Origin of the sequence: Paenibacillus sp. FSL R5-0517, from assembly GCF_037974355.1 — a bacterium.
Taxonomy (GTDB): domain Bacteria; phylum Bacillota; class Bacilli; order Paenibacillales; family Paenibacillaceae; genus Paenibacillus.
In genome coordinates this window covers 3,510,867-3,528,954 of record NZ_CP150235.1, presented here as the reverse complement: position 1 = coordinate 3,528,954, position 18,088 = coordinate 3,510,867, and the positions used below count along the sequence as shown (strand labels likewise).

Here is an 18,088-nt window from a genome sequence, read left to right as displayed (position 1 = left end):
AATTAATACTTTTTCTCCGTCAATATACCACTTGTCTGATTGAAAAGAAGATCTTGCTCATCGTCATAAATAACAAGCGCCACTGGCCCCAAAAGTCCGGACACAGTTTCACCTCCATATCTTGTTGGAATTGTTGCGTAGTGATTGGCTAGTGTATTACATACCGAAACTTCAATTGCATAATCCCCTGGATGTTGAAAATACTGGGTAAGATCAACGTCCCAAGGGGGCTGTAAAAGGGTGCGTACATGTCTACCATTTATCGAAATTGCGGCAGTAGAAGAGATATTCCCTAGTTGTAACACAACACGCTCGGGAGAACTTTTCGGCTGCCAATGGATGTGTTTACGATATATAGCCTCGCCAGAATAACATCGAAGACCATCAATTTCGGACCAATCCCCCAGCTTAATTAGACCTTCAAAACATTGAAATTGAATTGGTTCAGGTATAGCAGCTCCCGCGTAAAAGCCCCGGCTAGGTATCAGGCGGATAGCTACCGTTGAGATTGGAAGAACAGGCTCGGTCAGTGTCACCTGATAGCGGGTAGCCCCTTCATCTCTCTGGCCGATCGGCTTGACTTGACAGACGTTCCCGTCTATCCAAACTTCGATCTGCCCGTGAGCCGTCAACTCCAGTGACTTGAGTCCAGGTGGTGCAGTGAACCGATACCAGCATGCCATCTCTCCTCGTTGCGGCAATGCATCAAAAGATAGAAAGGCAGCCTGGTTATACCAGGACATGGCCAGAGGCAGAGTTTGCGTATGATTAGCATTCGCAGCGGTATCAAACATAAGATAACCTCGTCCAGTTCCAATATACCGCGCTAGCAGGATATTATGGCCGGCATTAAGCCATAGGTTGTTGTCAGCCGATTGAATGGGTATACCATTTAGCCAGATACGATCTGGCCGTTGTTCGCTCAGATGAAGTTTCACATACTGCGATTCAAGCGAAACCACTGTAGACCAGAAATAGTAGACTTCTCCAGCTTCCTCCGGTTCATAGCGCATTCCGGTTAACGTAGGAACCGGCCGCCCCCAAGTAAGGAACGCATCGGACACATTTCCTTTCAAGCCATGATAACCCTGATGTCCTGGGTCGCCTGCTATACCGTATCGTGTGGAGAACTCATACAGAGTCCAATGTTCCGGTGCTCCCTGTATTTTGCAAGGAGGTTGGTCTAATGTAGCCCAAAGATGCTCCTGCTCTTTTGTACATTTTTCAAGTGGCAAGGGACCAAGCTTCCAGAAGAAGGGGCCGTTACCTAACTCCATTGGCTGCCAGCTGGAGTCATCCAATTTTGGGTAATGCCAATCTGCAGCGGCTGTCTTGTCTTTCTCCCAAGCAAAACGGAGTATTCGAACCTCTGCACCAATGACTGTATCGCTGACTGGTTGGCGAAAATCACCAAATTGGTTATCCATTGTTGGCCGGAGAAGGAAAAACCAGTCATTTACTAACGGAAGGATTCTTGACGGCTTCTTCTCCCTCTGAGTTATGGGTACTGAAATTATTCGAGATGTTAACGCTTCCGGATCAGGCGTAAAGACGACCAGTTGTATTTCCTTCTGATCCATCGGCAAGCAAATCCATGTTCCTTTCGGGTCCACTCGTTGTGCTGACACAGGTGTATTTGAACCATCCCAAGGATTCCAGATCTCGACAGAGCCGTGACATCTAAAGAAGCACTCAGTTCCCCGTGGCACATTGTAAACGGCGTATAGATCACGCTGACCAATCTTTCTATGTTGTATATACGGAAATGCCTCTGGTGTATCTGGCGTTCCCTCGCAATAAAAATCACGAGGGAACGCTTCTTCAATGACTTGAACAGCATCCTTCCAATGCCAAACCGTCTTAGCCAGACCACCGGACAGATGTCGATTCGTAAGGTTCCCTCCGTTCTCGGTGGCTTCTACCGCTGTCCAACCGAAGAGCTGACGAACCATTTTGTTCAACTCAGGATCACTCGAACCAGCCCGATCACTTGCTTCAGGTAAGCTTCCAATAGCAATTACGATTCCTCCTGAGCAAAAGAACTCTAGTGCCTTGCGCAGCGTAGTCTGGCGAAGTGCACGCATGGCTGGCAAAACAAGTACCTTATAGGATTCGCCTGCCACAGTTAGCCTACCCTGATCAACGTTCGCTCTCTCCATCGACTGATGATCTATGAAATCGAAATCGATTCCCTGCTTGTAGAGACTGTCTGCAGCTTCAAAAGCAGTTGTCAAGGCGAGGTCGCCGTAGATGCCTGCTTCAAGGCTTGCTACAGGATAAATAACCGCAATATCACACACATGATGACCTTGACTGAGCAGATAGCTAAGTCGTTCTGTACATTCCATCAAGCTTTGCATATGCTTCCAATATGGCATTCTAAAATGATTGCAGGGAGGTGCCCACTCCCACCAACCGCCGTATGTTGTATAGTACAATCCATGGAGTGTAAGTAAGTTGTGTCCACTGACAAAATTGCGGAAGATAGCATCGGCTAACTCTGCAGTCGTTGTTCCCCAGCCGCTTCCATAGAACCCCTCAAGCCAGGTTCGCGGCCGCTCATACAAATGTGCGATCGAACTGGCCACTTTATTTTTAATCAAATCACATTCCAAATTCGGCTGATCACAGCCTGGCCCTTGATTCCAGCGTTGTGTACGGAAGTAATCTCCGAATTCGATAGGGTTTTTCCCACGGCCGCCATGATCACAGCCATAGATCAGCCCACGACTTTCATGCCAATTAAATACCGGTTTGAAGTAATGATCCTCCGACATGCCAACCATCACATCCCCGTAATCAAGCCTGATTTTGGTTGTCCGCGGCCCAATATCCACGAATAATGCCGCTAGCTCAGGCAAAGGGTCATATCCTTTATGGAGGATGAAAGCATAACGCAATTTTTCACTCCAGATGAAGCCTTTTAGTCCGAAATCAAGCTCATCCGAGAAGAAAAACCCCAGCCGTGCACCAGGAACATTTTGAAGTCGATGTTCAAATCGTTTAAAGAAGTGCTCGATAACGAGTTCACCGCTACATGGATGCGTCGGATCAATCGACATGGGACGGGCTTCAAGGTAAACAGCTGTTATTCTCCAGTACCCTTCGGGTTTGGTCCATTGCAGGGATTCACCCTGAACATATGAGCTCAGGTTGATTGCTTCGGCCGGACTTCCCTCGTCTTCCCGGACAGCCATAACACTGAGAGTATGAGCTGGTAATTTCCATAAGGATAAGTTTTCATCCACATTCCAACTCCAATGTTTAAGGATCGAACCAGCTAGATCGGGGTTCTTCGACAATATTTCATCCGCATACGAGCCCTGACCTGGTGTACACAAGGTATAGTCGCTCAAACTGACTGCGATACCATATTCTCCTGCTTTCTGAGCAAACCAGTTGAACAGCTCCCACCATTCTTCAGAGAACAAAGGAGGATCGCTCGGATAGGTCAGGCCGTAGGATAACCCACCTACATCTCCATGAGCGTAGTTAATCTGTAATGCTGTAATATGATGATCCTTCAATTGATGCAGTTGCCATTCCAGTCTGTTCCGGTCTAGCCGCTCTCCGACCCACCAATAAAAAGCAACTTCGCCATAACCTTCTGGCGGATATCGAAAGCCAGCAAGTGCGTCCAAATCAGGGTCCCGGCTAGGGTAGCCTGCTCTAGTTCCTTTTTTTTCTGTATATTCTCTGTTATCTTTCTCGTTAAGTGGCCCTTTGTTTCTATTCATATTGATGCGATTCCTCCATTCCTACGGATTAACTGTCATCATTCTCATCGTATATAAAGAAGGCTGATTCCGACAGACACAGAACTCACGAAGATGTGTAGGATAGTAACCTCCCTTGGGCTTATGCTACAATCTCTCATAGGGCAACAATATTAAAGGAGGGGCAGCATGGGGATATCGCAAATCCAGCGACAGTTGGAAGAGTTAAAGATTCATGTAACCTTGGTCGGAAATGTACTTGTACCATTGGACTGGCGTCATGAAAAGCATGTTACGACGAATAATTGCCTTTATTTATTTCTGGAAGGAGAAGGCACACTCAAAATAAATAATACATTTTTTCATCCCCAGGCCGGGGAGGCCTACATTCTCCCTGCTGGGTCCGTCATCTCATACTCTACCTCCCAAACTCATCCTTTTCGACAAATGTTTTGTCATTTCCATGCACATATTGGAGAAATTCCACTCTTTCAAATGTTTGATCCGGTGTTACGTATTCTGCTCAAAGATAAACAGCGCGCAGAATCTCTTTTTTCTCGTTTGATAGAGGCATTTAGGCGTGACGATGACTGGTCTCCACTGGCGATTAAGGCTTGTATGTTTGAGCTACTTAGTGAATTATGGAATACATCTGCTACTCGCCCCCGAATGATCGCAATCCGACAGCAGGAACGCATTAACGCCATTGCCCAATACATGGAAGATCATATTGGCAGACCTTTAAAAATTGAATCGCTGGCAGCCGAGTTTGGCTATAGCCCTAAATATTTCTTCCGTTATTTCAAGTCTGTATTCGGTACAACACCTCATCATTACTTGTCTGGCCTTAAGATGGAACGAGCCAAAAGTCTGCTTGTAACCACCGAGTGGTCTGTAGAAAAAATCGCTGAAGAGTTGGACATGGAGCGTTCACACTTTTCTCGCATGTTTTTACAATTTACGGAAATGACTCCTGCCCGATTTCGCAGTTGGACACAGCCATCCCACATAGATTAATATCAACCTATCATTCAGGAATTAGTTCGATTGGATTCCTATCGAGCTTCAAGACAAAAAAATGAAGACACCCCGCAGCCGTGCAGGAGTCTTCATCTTTCACTTGTGAGGCACGTCCTACCCTAAGTTCTGGAACTGACATGCTCCTATAGCCGATATTTCCCTTCTATTGTATATTCGACGCCTGTCTCTAGTTGATATTGATGATCTTGGGACAACATATCGGCAATCACTGTCTCTCCTCCTTTTAAAGTGTAAAGTCGGGTAACATGCTCTGCCTCAATTCGAAGCGGACCAGTAAAGGCAGGACGAATCTGGGCTATAAAATGACCGTCACTGCTCCACTCTATATCAATCTCATACCCGCCTCTAGCCTTGAGCCCCTTGACTTGCCCTTCATTCCATGCCAACGGCAAAGCTGGTAACAGATGAACCGCATCCGTATGACTTTGTAGAAGCGCCTCTGCAATTCCTGCCGTAGCTCCGAAGTTACCGTCAATCTGAAATGGAGGATGATTGTCAAACAGATTGGGAAGCGTGGACTGGCGAAGCAGTGCCATAATATTTTCATATGTTTGCTCTCCATCTTCAAGACGAGCCCAGAAATTGATAAGCCAAGCGCGGCTCCAACCAGTATGCCCACCACCATTCGCCAATCGACGCTCCAGTGTTATGCGAGCCGCTTGGCTGAGATTAGGTGTTACCCGTGGTGTGATCTGTGATCCTGGATAAAGTGCAAATAAATGAGAGATGTGTCGGTGCCCCAACTCGGCTTCCTCATAGTCCTCCATCCATTCCATAATCTGCCCATGTTTACCCACCTGGATTTTCGGCAGCCGTTTCAGCGTTTTAGCAAGATGGTTTTTAAATTCCGCATCCGTTCCCAAAATTTCCGCACTTTCAATGCAAGCAGCAAATAGTGCATTCAAAATTTGACTATCCATGGCTGGGCCGACACATAGCGTACCAGACTGGCCGTTTGGTAAAATATACGTATTTTCAGGGGAAACCGAAGGGTTGGTCACCAGCCTGCCATCCGGCAATTCCGTCAGGAAATCCAGAAAGAAGTGAGCGGCCTCTTTCATAGTGTCGTACACCCGATATAAAAAGTCCTTATCCCCGCCATAACGATAGTGCTCCCACAAGTGCAAACAAAGCCACGCAGCTCCCATAGGCCAGTAGGTTGCTGGTAAGTATACATCCTGTGGTGCTGTATCTCCCCATAAATCAGTATTGTGATGGGCAACAAAACCGCCACAATCGTACATTACCCTAGCAGTTCTGCGACCAGGTTCACGCATGCGTTCAATTAGATCAAACAATGGCTCGTGGCATTCGGCCAGATTACACATCTCTGCCGGCCAATAATTCATCTGGGCATTGATATTAATCGTATACTTACTGTCCCATGGCGGATTCAGATGCTCATTCCAGATCCCCTGCAAGTTGGCGGGTAGAGAATCCGGGCGGCTGCTTGCAATCAACAGATAACGTCCAAATTGAAAATACAATGAAATCAGACCTTCATCTTGCCCGCCTTCTCGTACTCGGCTCAACCGCTCGTCTACAGGCAGAATTCCAAGCAACTCGTTCCGAGCCCCAAGTGATAAGCTAACACGCTTGAAAAGCTTCTGATAATCCTCAAGATGACGACTTAGCAACTTGCTGTAATTATGTACTTCTGTCTGTCTAATGTGATCGAAGCAGATGTCAGTAGGATTTTCATATCGATATGATGTGGCTGCGGCTAGTTTAATTACGACCCAATCGGCTCCTTCAACCATCACTGTTTCACCGATAATCTGTGTTGTTCCACCCTCAGTCTCTACGTTTAGTATGGCTGCATAGCTTACGCCGCCATCGCCACCAGCCCGTCCGAACATTCGTAGCGTCCGCTCATCCTCTCGTTGAATGCCATCCAGATGTCGTTTCTTCACCCCACTCAGGCGAATATCCGCGCTTATGGCCCCTGGACTGTCAGTGCTTAAGTGAAGGATGATGGCTTGATCTGGATAAGAGGCAAATATCTCACGTCGAAATTGAACACCATCACGCACGTACTCTACCCGTACAATCCCGTCTTCCAGATCCAGCTCCCTGCGATATGATTCTACCTCGCCGCGCGGCATGGCTAAATGCAGATCACCCAACGGCAAATAATGTCGTTGCGACTCAGGGATACCTGATAGTGCTAATGAGGCCAATCGCTGTGCCTCCTGGGGTCTGCCCTCAAGAAGCAGCTCTCGAATACGTGGTAGATTTGTCTGTGCATCAGGATTATTTCGATCCATGGGTCCGCCAAACCACAGACTGTCTTCATTCAGTTGAATACGTTCCTGTTCAATGCCACCAAAAACCATACCGCCCAAACGGCCGTTACCAATTGGGAGCGCTTCCTCCCATGCCTTTGCCGGTTGATTGAACCAAACTGCTAACTTCTCCATAAGCGTAAATGGCCTCCTTATCGTTAATATATTCTAACATTTGGCTATGCTACAATGTTCTGTCGACTCTACATGATAACGCTCTCATAATTTCGAGATAATAAGTGTCTTAGTTCAGATACGCCAATAATTATTTTTAATTATAGGCGGTTGTCTGTATTGAGTTGATAATCATTTGGGACATCATTCACTACAAAACAGACATATCACTGATATTTGGAAAGATCGGTTATGACAGTGGTCCAAATTTAAGGACCACCTTTAACTAGATGGCCCTAATTTTGCTATCAATTTATATAACGATCGTTCTCCGATTCATGTCCGATACGAGCGTCTGTGTTTAATTACACTCCAACATTTGATCCGGATGTTTTTAGCAATCGTTTTAATTCATATAGTGATATTCCAGAAGGTCCTTCAAATTTGAGATTTTCTGCTGCAGCTTCTCTCCAACATTGGTTTCCTTCACCAGTTTTCGTTCCAGTTCTTTATCCACCAGTCTTTTTACAGACAATACGTCCGTTCCGTTGCATAACACATCTTCTTTTGAATTAAATTTCTGATGGGCGACGAGCTGCATGCCAAAGGAATTAAACAGCAATGTATATCCGGCAATGCCCGTTGTGGATTGATAGGCTTTGGAAAAACCGCCGTCAATCACGATCATTTTGCCGTTTGCTTTAACAGGGCTCTCTCCACGAATTTCTTTGACTGGCGTGTGGCCGTTAATGACATGTCCATGATCCGGATTCAGATCAAACTCCTGCATGATTTTCCGGCAGACCTCTTCATTCTCACGTAAATGGTAGTAGGGATTCTTATTCTCTTTATGTGCTTCTTTATCCTGGATAAAATATCGTTCAAACGTAGTCATTTCTCTCTTTCCAAAGAGCGAGGAACATTCCCCTGTCCAGATGTACCATACCATATCCGTCGCCAGATCTTCTGTCTCCTCCGGATGCGCGAAGGCGTAGCGTAGATAATCTTCAAAAACATCAAGCAATTGACGACCCGCATATGTCTTGTCTTCAATCTGCATTTCTTCCATATTTCCTTCTTCATCCAAAGGAATACAGCCGTGGATTAACAAATTTCCGTTATATTTTAAATAAAGACTACCCTTCTTCATAAGAAAGTTCATATGTCTGGCCAGTTTTTCGGAATGCTGAACGGAGAACAGGAGCTTTTCCATTACCTGACGTTCTTCTTCCAGCAATTGCTCAGGCTGCTGCGGATTTACGGTGCTAAAACAGGTGTTTTCCAGCGTGTACGTTTTTCCGCAGATATTAATTTCATGGTTGTCGTAATCAATCTTCTCCAGCAAAAGTCTTTCAGACATATTGAAGTATGGGCGTCTCTTAATAATCGGGATTTCCAGTTTAAACTGGATCATGGCAATGGCCTGGTGAATTTTGGTGATCTGCAGAATTTCCTGCTCCGATACGTTATGGCCAGCTTGCAGTTTAGGTCTAAAGGGCAGATTGTCTTCGTAATATTTCTCCGCCAGATTTAACAGTGGGCGCAGATTGATTCCGTACACATCTTCAATGATGTCCAGATTATCGTACCTGGCGCAGATCCGGATAATATTCGCAAGGCAGACCAGAGAACCCGCATAAGCACCGATCCAGAGGACATCATGGTTCCCCCACTGAATGTCTACAGAATGGTAGTTGATTAGCGTGTCCATAATTTTATCAGGGTCCGGCCCCCGGTCATAGATATCTCCAACCACATGAAGATGGTCAACTACCAGGCGTTGGGTCGTATAAGCAAGGCCGATGATGAGCTTGTCCGCCTGGTCCAAAGATATAATTTGTCGATATATTTCCTCGTAATAAGGGTCCTTATTGTTGGTCGAATCCGTCTTATATAGAAGCTCTTCTACAATATATACATACTGCTCCGGCAGAGCTTTACGCAATTTCGAGCGCGTATACTTGGAAGAGGCATAAGAGATAAGCTTAAGCATGTGTTCAATCGTTCGTCTATACCACTGGTTCAGAGCCTGTTTATTGCTCAGTTCACCTATAACCAGCTGTATTTTTTCTTCCGGATAATAAACCAATGCGGCAAAATCATTGATTTCTTGATCTGTCCAAGCTTCCCGGAATAATTCTTTGATTTTCTCTCTGACGGTACCCGAACCGTTTCTTAGTACATGCTGAAATGCCTGGAACTCCCCATGCAAATCGCTGACAAAATGCTCGGTTCCCTTCGGGAGATTGGAGATCGCTTCAAGGTTGATGATCTCGGTTACGATCTTTTCTTCCGTATCATATTTTTCGGCCAATAAATCTAGAAACTGCTCATCCAAAACAGATGTCCCCCTCCAAAGAAGTAATGTCTTCCCCAATCATACTCCAATTCGTCGTAGATGAACAAATTTCATTGAAACTGTACGTTAATGTCTATCTTTAAACCGTTTAATCGCATCCTCAGTCACGGGCTCAAAAAGGTTAAGTAGGTTGCCATCGGGATCGCGGAACAGCATGGAACGGTTTCCCCACGGCATCATGGTCGGTTCTTTTACCCAATGATCGACAAATGACTTTAAGCGCTCATATTCGGCTTCTACATCATCGACTCGAAACTCAATAATGACAGTACGGTTATGAGCGCTCAGTACAGCATCCGTACCGAATAACTGTGCCGTCTGGGTATGTCCTATTGCAAGGGTACATGATGGCACAACGAGTTCGGCAAATACCGGTGCAGGTCGTTCTGCCGTAACCTCCAAGACTTTTTCGTAGAACTCAACGAGACGATCCACGTCGTCAGTAATGATGCGTACAGAAGAAAAATTCACAATATATCATCCTTTCTAAATCTAACTGTGTCCTATTTTTTTGTAAAACAGACATGTTACTTATCCATATCTTTTACTTTTACATATCCAATGATAAAAAAACGCTACTGACAACGTTATGTCAGTAGCGTTTTAAAATGATTGGGGCTTTCTTTCACTTCACTCTAAAGTTATTTTGAGCATATTTGGATACGACAGGTACCGCACTGAACAGACAGCCTACAGTCAATACAATTAAGATAACAGTGAGCACCCACAGAGTTGGACCTAAAAACATCGTTATAACAAAGCCTAATGAAATAAGACTGTTCACTAATGTAAAAAGAGGATTATTGGTGTCCAACTCCGTTGTGTAGGGTTAGAATACATAATATACCAATAGATGATGTACTGAGAAAAATATGGACAGTGTCATCGTCATAAACCAGATAGCAAGCAATGTACTTATATCCTTTCCTTCAGACAAAACAAGTATAGAGATACTTAGTACGGCTTCTAGACACGCAAGATAAAAGGAGTAGCGCATAAGCTGCATATCACAATGGTAAAATAGCCCCTTACAAACCTCTCGACCTATTGTCAGGCTTAGCATAGCCATAATGAGTAAAGGCGTATATCGTTCCACCGTGTTTAGAGTTACTGTTCTCATTTGCAAACATATTTAAAAGTTGTGTGGTTTTAATATAATCAGTCCTCTCATTATTTTGAGAATCGTCTTTCTTGATCGATATAGCCAATATTGGTAAAATAGACAATCCTTCATAATGTATTCTATTTTGAACGTAGAATCCCTCTCTTGGAACCACTTTATATAAAGTATATGATTTTATTAATTTCTAGATTCTTATTTTTCCGTCAGGAAACGATAAAAAAAGCCGCCAAAATAGCGACTTGAATGAGCATATGTTCTTCTTGTCCCTCGTCATCTAAGACATTCCAGCTTGCTGCAAAACATCTTCTAGTTTCAATTTTCCAACAACTTGATACCCTTTATGGTCTCCCAGTGGTTTAATAATGAATGTCTCCATACTCGAGAGTTCTCCTAATCCCAGACCGCTAGGAAAAGAGTGAGCTACAATAAGCCTGTTCGAATTCGTTGGAGAGGTTTGCTCCACTTCATTTGTAAATGCTTGAATTGTACTGTTTATATTTTCTGTGTCCAGATTTTGACTGAGTTTATATATGTTTAACCAAAATGTATTTTCTTTTACATTTTGTGCACCAAACGCAATCTGAGCAGTTTGGAGAGTTCGACACAGGGGACTTGCTTCCACGGGGAAATGGACGGGGATATTTAGTTTCCGAATAGCATGACCATATTTTTCTGCCTGTTCCTTTCCAAGCGCACTTAAATTCCTCTGTGTGGAGCAATCTGTCAGACTAAAATCTGGTTGATCAACTCCAACTGTTGCATCTCCATGTCGGACATAAAGGATGTAACCCCCTTTTTGTAGATCACTAATGAGAGAAGATGTGGATATTTCTGATGCTTCGGCAGTATGATATGCTCCAAAGAACAGAAAAAGACTAATGGCTAGAACGGTTAAACGGTACATGGATTTCCCCCCCCCTTTTTCTCCCTACTCTCCCCCTTCTTATCATTTTTTATTCAACATTTCTTCTCCTTGGGGGACATCAAAAATCGATAAATCCTCTCCTTTGAAAAAGAGGACTTTCTCCTCACCTGTTTCAATACACGTCGAATTGTTTTATGTTATCAACAGCTGGATTTCCGAATGATAACTAGCCGGACTAGCACATACTAAGGAAAAGTTGGATGAAGATTACATAATGGAGGTCTCATCATGGTATTTACCATCACAATTATCATCGTTGCACTGTTTGCAATATGGGGGGGCGTCGCTCCTGATCAGCTGGCGGATGCAGCAAACGTTGCCTACAACTTCTCTATTCAGAATTTTGGCTGGTTTTATTTGTTAGCGACACTGTTCTTCCTGATCTTTGCTTTTTATCTGGCATTCAGCCGATTTGGCGGGATCAGGCTGGGGGATGACGATGATGAACCGGAATATTCTACGATTTCCTGGCTGTCCATGCTGTTTAGCGCTGGTATGGGAATCGGACTGGTTTTCTGGGGAGTTGCCGAGCCCCTGTCCCACTATTTATCTGCCCCGGAAGGAGCAGAAGCCGGAACTGCGCAGGCAGCAAGACTTTCCATGCGTTATTCCTTCTTTCACTGGGGGCTGCATCCTTGGGCGATTTATACCGTTATCGGTTTGGCGCTCGCTTACTTCCAGTTCCGGAAAGGTTATAAAGGGTTGATCAGTTCTACCTTTATTCCTCTGATCGGTGAGCGTCTTGCGGCTGGCTGGCTTGGCAAGATCATTGATATTCTGGCTGTTATTGCCACCATCTTTGGTGTTGCAACCTCTCTTGGATTGGGTGCACTTCAGATTGGTGGGGGACTGAATTACTTATTCGGTATTCCTAACTCGACGTTGTCCCAGATTGTCATTATCTCAATTGTAACCGTACTGTTTCTAATCTCGGCAACCTCCGGTCTGGATAAAGGGATTAAGATTCTAAGCAACACCAACCTCGTTATAGCTGTGCTATTGATGGTGTTTGTATTAGCGACTGGACCGACTTCTTTCATATTTGACACATTCACGACAACCTTGGGCAGTTATATGCAGAATATTATTAACATGAGTTTGAGATTGACGCCGTTCTCAAGAGAAACCTGGATTGGAGCATGGACGTTATTTTACTGGGCTTGGTGGATCGCATGGGCTCCTTTTGTCGGCACTTTTATCGCAAGAGTATCCAGAGGCAGAACCATCAAGGAATTTGTAATTTACGTCATGGTTATTCCAAGCCTTTTCGGATTTATATGGTTCTCAGTCTTCGGCGGAACCGGACTTCACATGGAATTGTTCAATGCCGCTCATCTGGCGGAAGCCGTCAAGGAAGATGCGACAACCGCCCTATTCCTTATGTTGGAGCAGTTGCCTTTGGGCTCGATCGTAGCATTCATCGCAACACTCCTCATCATGACCTTCTTTATTACGTCGGCTGATTCGGCTACCTTTGTGTTAGGCATGCTGTCTTCAGATGGCAAGCTAAACCCAAGTACAAGAGTGAAATTGACTTGGGGAATCATGCAGTCCGCTATTGCGGTAGTGTTGCTGATTAGTGGGGGATTGAACGGCCTCCAGACGGCCTCCATCGTGTCTGCATTGCCGTTCGCTGTAGTCCTTATCGGGATGTGTTTCTCCCTGCTCAAGGCACTGCAGGCTGAGGACAAAGAGCGACGTCAGAAGGAAAAACGGCAGCGCCAAAAGCTGAAACGACTGCTGGAGGAACAAGAAAACTTGCAGCCTGAAGTTCCGGGCACGTAATGGAATGTAGTACAATCTTCTCCTTCTATTACATGCAAGTACATAAAAAAACCAAAGTTCCAATCGGAACTTTGGTTTTTTTTTATGTAACATTTGAAGTTTTTTGATTCCTGTTGACTTTTGCATCAGGTGCTTTGGATAGCTTTAATAACTTCAACCTTTTTATCTCCTGCCGACTTCGCTACCTCTAATGTTGTTTTACCTTGGAAAACGACGATTCCGCCAGTAGCCAGCATAGAAACGATTAAAGCTGCGCTAACGGCTGTGCAAAGTTTCTTCTTGATCATAACGATACCTCCGATTTTTTTATATGGATTCACGTCACTCAACACAATGTGCCGTGCCGATCCCGTAATCAATTTCTACTTATACTTTGTCTCGAACAATTACATTATTTCACTTTTATATTCGGTATTCCCATCGATTATTTTATTATAGCTTACTGACAATGATTGTAAAAGGTTTAATTGGAGATACAACATGAGAACAAGTCCTTTTTTCTTCAATCGAAACACGAACTTGTACAAAAAAAATAAGCCGCTGAAATAGCGATTTAATGAAAATACGTTCGTGTCCTTTGACATTTTTCCACGGCCGAGTTGTTTACGCATTATTCCAGACTGCTGAAAAATCGTTCAACAAATACATCACCATATATTTTCTTCATATGCGCCGTGTTAAAAATATATTGTTCCATATGCTCAAGCTTGCGCAGATTGCGGACGAGTACTTTCCGAACATCGTCAGATAGATCAGCGTCATCGTCTATCTTCTTCATAGCCTTTTTCACACGTGAGGATACCTGTTCAACATATACATGGTTTTTTGATTTTGGCGGAATACATTGCGTTAGGTCACAGCCTACAAAACGAACTCCGTCAAGGATGCAGTTTTCAAAATTGGCGATTAGCTTTTGTGTGCCATCTCCTTCAAACGTAATATCCACCAGCTTGCCGGTAAAGGAACAATTGACGATATTCGCCGCTTGTAGAATCCGGTCATTAAATCGGCATTTAAAAAAAGTACAGTCGATAAACGTTGCATTCTCCAATGTCATGCCTCTCAGATCGCAGGAGGGAAATTCGCAATTGGTGAAAACAGCTTCGTTCCTGGCAATGCCAACAGAGCGTAAGTCGGAACGGATAAAAGTACAATGATCAATCGTACAACCGGCAAAAAATCTCGCATTGGTAAAATCGCAGGTATCAAATACAAGATGTTTCAGGTTACAGCTCCAAAATATAGGTGAACCAATATTCGAATTTGTTATGGTTGTTTCGCTGATCGTTTCGTGTTCATACCTGACAATATCAGTGAATATTTCGTTGTCTATTGTCATGCCAGACTCCAGTCTTCTCATCCCTATCACCCTATCATTTCTTCGAAATATTCTTCCGTGCTAGAAAAAAAAAGTCCCATTCGGTGCCCCGTTTGGATAACTTCTAGGTAATTGACTATGATCTTGTACCAATAATATAAGAAAGTCGCTTAAAAAGCGACTTTAATAGATAGATGTTCTTGCATATTGCCATGACTTCTTCAATCCTAAATTTTGGCGGTCATTCTTTTGGATGTAAAGTTTCAACAAATGCAATAAACCTTTTGGCTGCTGGAGAAATATGATGATCTTCTCTCCACTTCAACCCGATTTCCCAGTACCATCCTTCATCAAGGATAGGGATCCAGACCAATTCATCTAACATTAACCCCAATGTCTTTGGCAATACTGATACACCAAGACCCGATTTGATAAAACCGGCTACAGTGATCAGGTCCTCCGCTTCATAAGCCGAAGCAAGAACAAAACCGGTATGTCGAAAACGGGACATGATCGTTTCTTTTAATCCGCAGTTGTTTTTCAATCCAATAAACGGCTCGCCAGATAGCTCTGCCAAACTAAGAGCATTACAATCTGCATAACGATGTTGGGAGGAAACAACGATATATAAAGGAACATTTTGAACCGTTTTCCAGTGATGATTGTCCAAAGTAGATTCCCTCGATGTAATCATAACATCCGAAAATCCTTGTTCTAGATGTTCATCGATATCCCCTAAATTTCCTTGTGTCAATTCGAACCGCACTTTAGGGTACTTCAATTGATAACTCCGGATTAGGTTAGGAATCAATTCAACACCAAGAATGTTTAGATAAGACAACGTAATTACACCCGTATCAGGATTGGACCACTCTTCGATTTCCCTGAGCCCATTTTCAATATTTTGTAGGGCTCTACCAATCCATTTAGAGAACATGGTACCGTTTCGGTTCAGCTTTATATTGCGTCCATTGCGCTCAAATAATGGAGCTCCTATTTCATTTTCAAGCTTGGCAATTGCATGACTTAACGCTGGCTGAGTAATACCGAGTTTTTTGGAGGCTAATGTCATATGTTCAAGCCGTGCAACGGTCATAAAGTATTCTAATTGTGTAAGTTCCATTAGGACAACCTCCTATATTAATATTATTCATCATTTTCATTATTATAATAAATTGGACGTTATGAAAGTGGCAAGTGTAGTATTAGTTCTAGCTCCTCTCTCATAACACAATGTTAAGAGACAAAGCAGTTTTTAATCATTGAATATTATTACTAGGAGGAATAATTATGCATAAAGAATTTGAGTACTCTCTATCTGAATTTAAAGGCAAAAAGGTGCTGGTAACTGGAGGAACAAAGGGAATGGGACAAGCTGTTGTAAAAAGACTTGCAAACGCCGGAGCTACAGTCCTTACTACTGCCCGTTCAGTATCCACTGACTTGCCCAATTCAGTGAAATTTGTTCAAGCAGATGTCGCCACACCTGAAGGTACAGATCAAATAATTACAGCAGTAAAAGAACAACTTGGAGGCATCGATATTATTGTCCATTGCGTAGGTGGATCAACCACACCACCTGGAGGCGCACTTGTATTGAATGATGACGATTGGCTTCATGCATTAAATTGGAATTTACTCGCAGCAGTTCGACTTGATCGTGGCTTAATTCCACTTATGTTAGAAAATAATTCAGGCGTTATTCTTCATTTCACTTCTATCCAAAGACGTTTGCCTTTATATGAAACTACACTGGCTTATGCATCTGCAAAAGCCGCGCTGGCTAATTATAGCAAGGGACTATCAAATGAATTTTCCCCTCAAGGAATTCGCATAAATACATTGTCTCCAGGGTTTATCCAGACAGAAGCGGCTGACGCACTAATTGATCGGATCGCAGCGGAAACTGGAAGTCGAGAAAGTGCTCTTGAACAACTCATGACTTCACTCGGAGGTATCCCCATTGGACGGCCAGGGTTTCCTGAAGAAGTCGCTGAGCTGGCCGCATTTCTGGTATCAGACCGAGCAGCATCTATTACAGGTAGTGAATATGTCATTGATGGGGGAACTATCCCTACCGTCTAATGCGATTTAATAAGAGGAGGAACAATATGGATCTCAATCATTTACCGTTTGTAATTAGCAAATACATTCATGCATCTAATAAACCAGACCCAGCAGTATTTGTAGATTGTTTTTCAGAAAATGCCGTTGTATTAGATGAAGGAAAAAAGCGAAATGGTAAACAGGCGATTCGGGAATGGAGTGATCAAAACCATTTCGCGGCGAATGTAACCTTAAAGCCAACAAAGGCAAAAAAAATAGGAGATGAAATTGTGCTAACATGCAAGCTCGATGGTACCTACGACAAGACTGGTCTACCCGATCCACTATTATTGAATTATCATTTTGTACTTGTTGACGATAAAATCGTCAGATTATCTATTATCTAAAGATAAACACAAAGGCCTTAGAAATTGTTTTCTAAGGCCACTTTGGAGGTCTATGATTCATCATTTCAATTCGGTTTGTTACGCTGAGCTGTTCGAACAATTCCGTCAATGACCGTTCCAAACAGCTGTTCCGGCAAATCATGTCCCATGCCTTTAAGCACCATATATTCGGAGCCCGGGATGGCTTTCGCCGTGTCTTCTCCGCATGCTGGCACAAACATGGAGTCTTCCGCTCCATGGATGACTAACGTGGGCACACCTATTTTTGCGAGTTGCGGACGCCGGTCTCCGGATACGGCAATAGCTGCAATTTGTCTTCCGATACTGCCCGGATCATACGCTCGTCGCAGTTCTTCACGAATCATGGAATGATACTCTTCCTCGTTAAACGCATAACCCGTACCTGCAATCTGTCTGGCAAAAGCCGTACTTTGAGCCAGATATCCTGCCTCATCCTCTCTCGGGTTCGGAGCTGGACGAGTCATTAACGCCATGATCTCTGGTGAAGTCTGCGGAAGTTCTGGATTGCCTGTAGTGGACATGATTGAAGTTAGCGAGATCACTCTCTCGGGATAACGGCTGGCAGTGAGTTGGGCTATCATACCACCCATGGAACGTCCAACAATATGTGCTTTCGCGATGTCCAGTGCATCTAACAATCCAATCGTATCATCAGACATATCCTCAAGCGTGTAAGGTATATGGGGGCGTTGTCCTGACATAAGTGTTCTGGCGAGTGTTTCAAAATCCAGAGGATCGTGATGACTAAAATGAGTAGATAATCCGGTGTCTCTATTGTCAAAACGAATTACCCTGTATCCTCTGGCTGCCAGCATTTCACAAAAGGGGGCCGTCCATCGGATCATTTGTGTTCCCAGCCCGGCGATCAAGAGAATGGTTTCATGCTTTTCATCGCCATAACTGTCATAAGCAAGATCAATACCATTAACGTTTAATCTATTCATTAAA

The 18,088-nt window shown here is 43.9% G+C and carries 13 protein-coding genes; 4 read left to right on the top strand and 9 right to left on the bottom strand.

Features of this window, described 5'->3' with window-relative positions:
* Positions 1–2 precede the first annotated feature (2 nt).
* On the bottom strand, positions 3–3,737 hold the full coding sequence (locus MKX40_RS15630; RefSeq protein WP_339233689.1) for a glycosyl hydrolase: 3,735 nt from the start codon (positions 3,735–3,737) through the stop codon (positions 3–5).
* A gap of 168 nt (positions 3,738–3,905) precedes the next feature.
* Here MKX40_RS15630 and MKX40_RS15625 point away from each other — a divergent pair, with 168 nt between their 5' ends.
* Positions 3,906–4,733, top strand: a complete 828-nt coding sequence (locus MKX40_RS15625; protein ID WP_339233687.1) for an AraC family transcriptional regulator — start codon at positions 3,906–3,908, stop codon at positions 4,731–4,733.
* 146 nt (positions 4,734–4,879) lie between these two features.
* Here MKX40_RS15625 and MKX40_RS15620 read toward each other — a convergent pair whose 3' ends face one another.
* The 4 genes from MKX40_RS15620 to MKX40_RS15605 form a co-directional block, all read right to left on the bottom strand.
* Positions 4,880–7,177: a glycoside hydrolase family 95 protein gene (locus tag MKX40_RS15620; RefSeq protein ID WP_339233686.1), complete on the bottom strand. Its 2,298-nt coding sequence runs from the start codon at positions 7,175–7,177 to the stop codon at positions 4,880–4,882.
* A 385-nt stretch (positions 7,178–7,562) separates the two neighbouring features.
* Complete coding sequence (locus MKX40_RS15615; protein WP_339233684.1) at positions 7,563–9,494, bottom strand: fructose-1,6-bisphosphatase; 1,932 nt, start codon at positions 9,492–9,494, stop codon at positions 7,563–7,565.
* Between the two features lie 87 nt (positions 9,495–9,581).
* The gene (locus tag MKX40_RS15610; RefSeq protein ID WP_339233681.1) at positions 9,582–9,986 is read right to left on the bottom strand and encodes a VOC family protein; all 405 of its coding nucleotides are present in this window, start codon (positions 9,984–9,986) and stop codon (positions 9,582–9,584) included.
* A 926-nt stretch (positions 9,987–10,912) separates the two neighbouring features.
* Positions 10,913–11,542, bottom strand: a complete 630-nt coding sequence (locus MKX40_RS15605; protein ID WP_339233679.1) for a histidine phosphatase family protein — start codon at positions 11,540–11,542, stop codon at positions 10,913–10,915.
* A gap of 249 nt (positions 11,543–11,791) precedes the next feature.
* On the opposite strand from MKX40_RS15605, the gene MKX40_RS15600 reads away from it, so the two are divergent.
* A complete protein-coding gene (locus MKX40_RS15600; RefSeq protein ID WP_339233677.1) occupies positions 11,792–13,348 on the top strand; it encodes a BCCT family transporter in 1,557 nt (518 codons plus the stop codon).
* 125 nt (positions 13,349–13,473) lie between these two features.
* Here MKX40_RS15600 and MKX40_RS15595 read toward each other — a convergent pair whose 3' ends face one another.
* The 3 genes from MKX40_RS15595 to MKX40_RS15585 form a co-directional block, all read right to left on the bottom strand.
* Complete coding sequence (locus MKX40_RS15595; RefSeq protein ID WP_339233675.1) at positions 13,474–13,635, bottom strand: hypothetical protein; 162 nt, start codon at positions 13,633–13,635, stop codon at positions 13,474–13,476.
* Positions 13,636–13,958: 323 nt separating this feature from the next.
* Positions 13,959–14,687, bottom strand: a complete 729-nt coding sequence (locus tag MKX40_RS15590) for a pentapeptide repeat-containing protein (RefSeq protein ID WP_339243093.1) — start codon at positions 14,685–14,687, stop codon at positions 13,959–13,961.
* Between the two features lie 220 nt (positions 14,688–14,907).
* Entirely contained in the window at positions 14,908–15,789 is an 882-nt protein-coding gene (locus MKX40_RS15585; protein ID WP_339233673.1) for a LysR family transcriptional regulator, read from the bottom strand.
* 167 nt (positions 15,790–15,956) lie between these two features.
* Here MKX40_RS15585 and MKX40_RS15580 point away from each other — a divergent pair, with 167 nt between their 5' ends.
* A complete protein-coding gene (locus tag MKX40_RS15580; protein WP_339233671.1) occupies positions 15,957–16,751 on the top strand; it encodes an SDR family oxidoreductase in 795 nt (264 codons plus the stop codon).
* A gap of 26 nt (positions 16,752–16,777) precedes the next feature.
* The gene (locus MKX40_RS15575) at positions 16,778–17,119 is read left to right on the top strand and encodes a nuclear transport factor 2 family protein (RefSeq protein WP_339233669.1); all 342 of its coding nucleotides are present in this window, start codon (positions 16,778–16,780) and stop codon (positions 17,117–17,119) included.
* Between the two features lie 65 nt (positions 17,120–17,184).
* On the opposite strand, the gene MKX40_RS15570 is transcribed toward MKX40_RS15575, so the two are convergent.
* Positions 17,185–18,084: an alpha/beta hydrolase gene (locus MKX40_RS15570; protein WP_339233666.1), complete on the bottom strand. Its 900-nt coding sequence runs from the start codon at positions 18,082–18,084 to the stop codon at positions 17,185–17,187.
* Between the last annotated feature and the right edge of the window lie 4 nt (positions 18,085–18,088).

What these genes read in the sequence shown, in the direction of transcription:
- MKX40_RS15620 (WP_339233686.1), bottom strand. Translation starts at nt 7,177, where the DNA reads ATGGAGAAGTTAGCAGTTTGGTTCAATCAACCGGCAAAGGCATGGGAG.
- MKX40_RS15605 (WP_339233679.1), bottom strand. Translation starts at nt 11,542, where the DNA reads ATGTACCGTTTAACCGTTCTAGCCATTAGTCTTTTTCTGTTCTTTGGA.
- MKX40_RS15595 (WP_339233675.1), bottom strand. Translation starts at nt 13,635, where the DNA reads ATGATCAAGAAGAAACTTTGCACAGCCGTTAGCGCAGCTTTAATCGTT.
- MKX40_RS15575 (WP_339233669.1), top strand. Translation starts at nt 16,778, where the DNA reads ATGGATCTCAATCATTTACCGTTTGTAATTAGCAAATACATTCATGCA.
- MKX40_RS15600 (WP_339233677.1), top strand. Translation starts at nt 11,792, where the DNA reads ATGGTATTTACCATCACAATTATCATCGTTGCACTGTTTGCAATATGG.
- MKX40_RS15590 (WP_339243093.1), bottom strand. Translation starts at nt 14,687, where the DNA reads ATGACAATAGACAACGAAATATTCACTGATATTGTCAGGTATGAACAC.
- MKX40_RS15630 (WP_339233689.1), bottom strand. Translation starts at nt 3,737, where the DNA reads ATGAATAGAAACAAAGGGCCACTTAACGAGAAAGATAACAGAGAATAT.
- MKX40_RS15585 (WP_339233673.1), bottom strand. Translation starts at nt 15,789, where the DNA reads ATGGAACTTACACAATTAGAATACTTTATGACCGTTGCACGGCTTGAA.
- MKX40_RS15570 (WP_339233666.1), bottom strand. Translation starts at nt 18,084, where the DNA reads ATGAATAGATTAAACGTTAATGGTATTGATCTTGCTTATGACAGTTAT.
- MKX40_RS15580 (WP_339233671.1), top strand. Translation starts at nt 15,957, where the DNA reads ATGCATAAAGAATTTGAGTACTCTCTATCTGAATTTAAAGGCAAAAAG.
- MKX40_RS15625 (WP_339233687.1), top strand. Translation starts at nt 3,906, where the DNA reads ATGGGGATATCGCAAATCCAGCGACAGTTGGAAGAGTTAAAGATTCAT.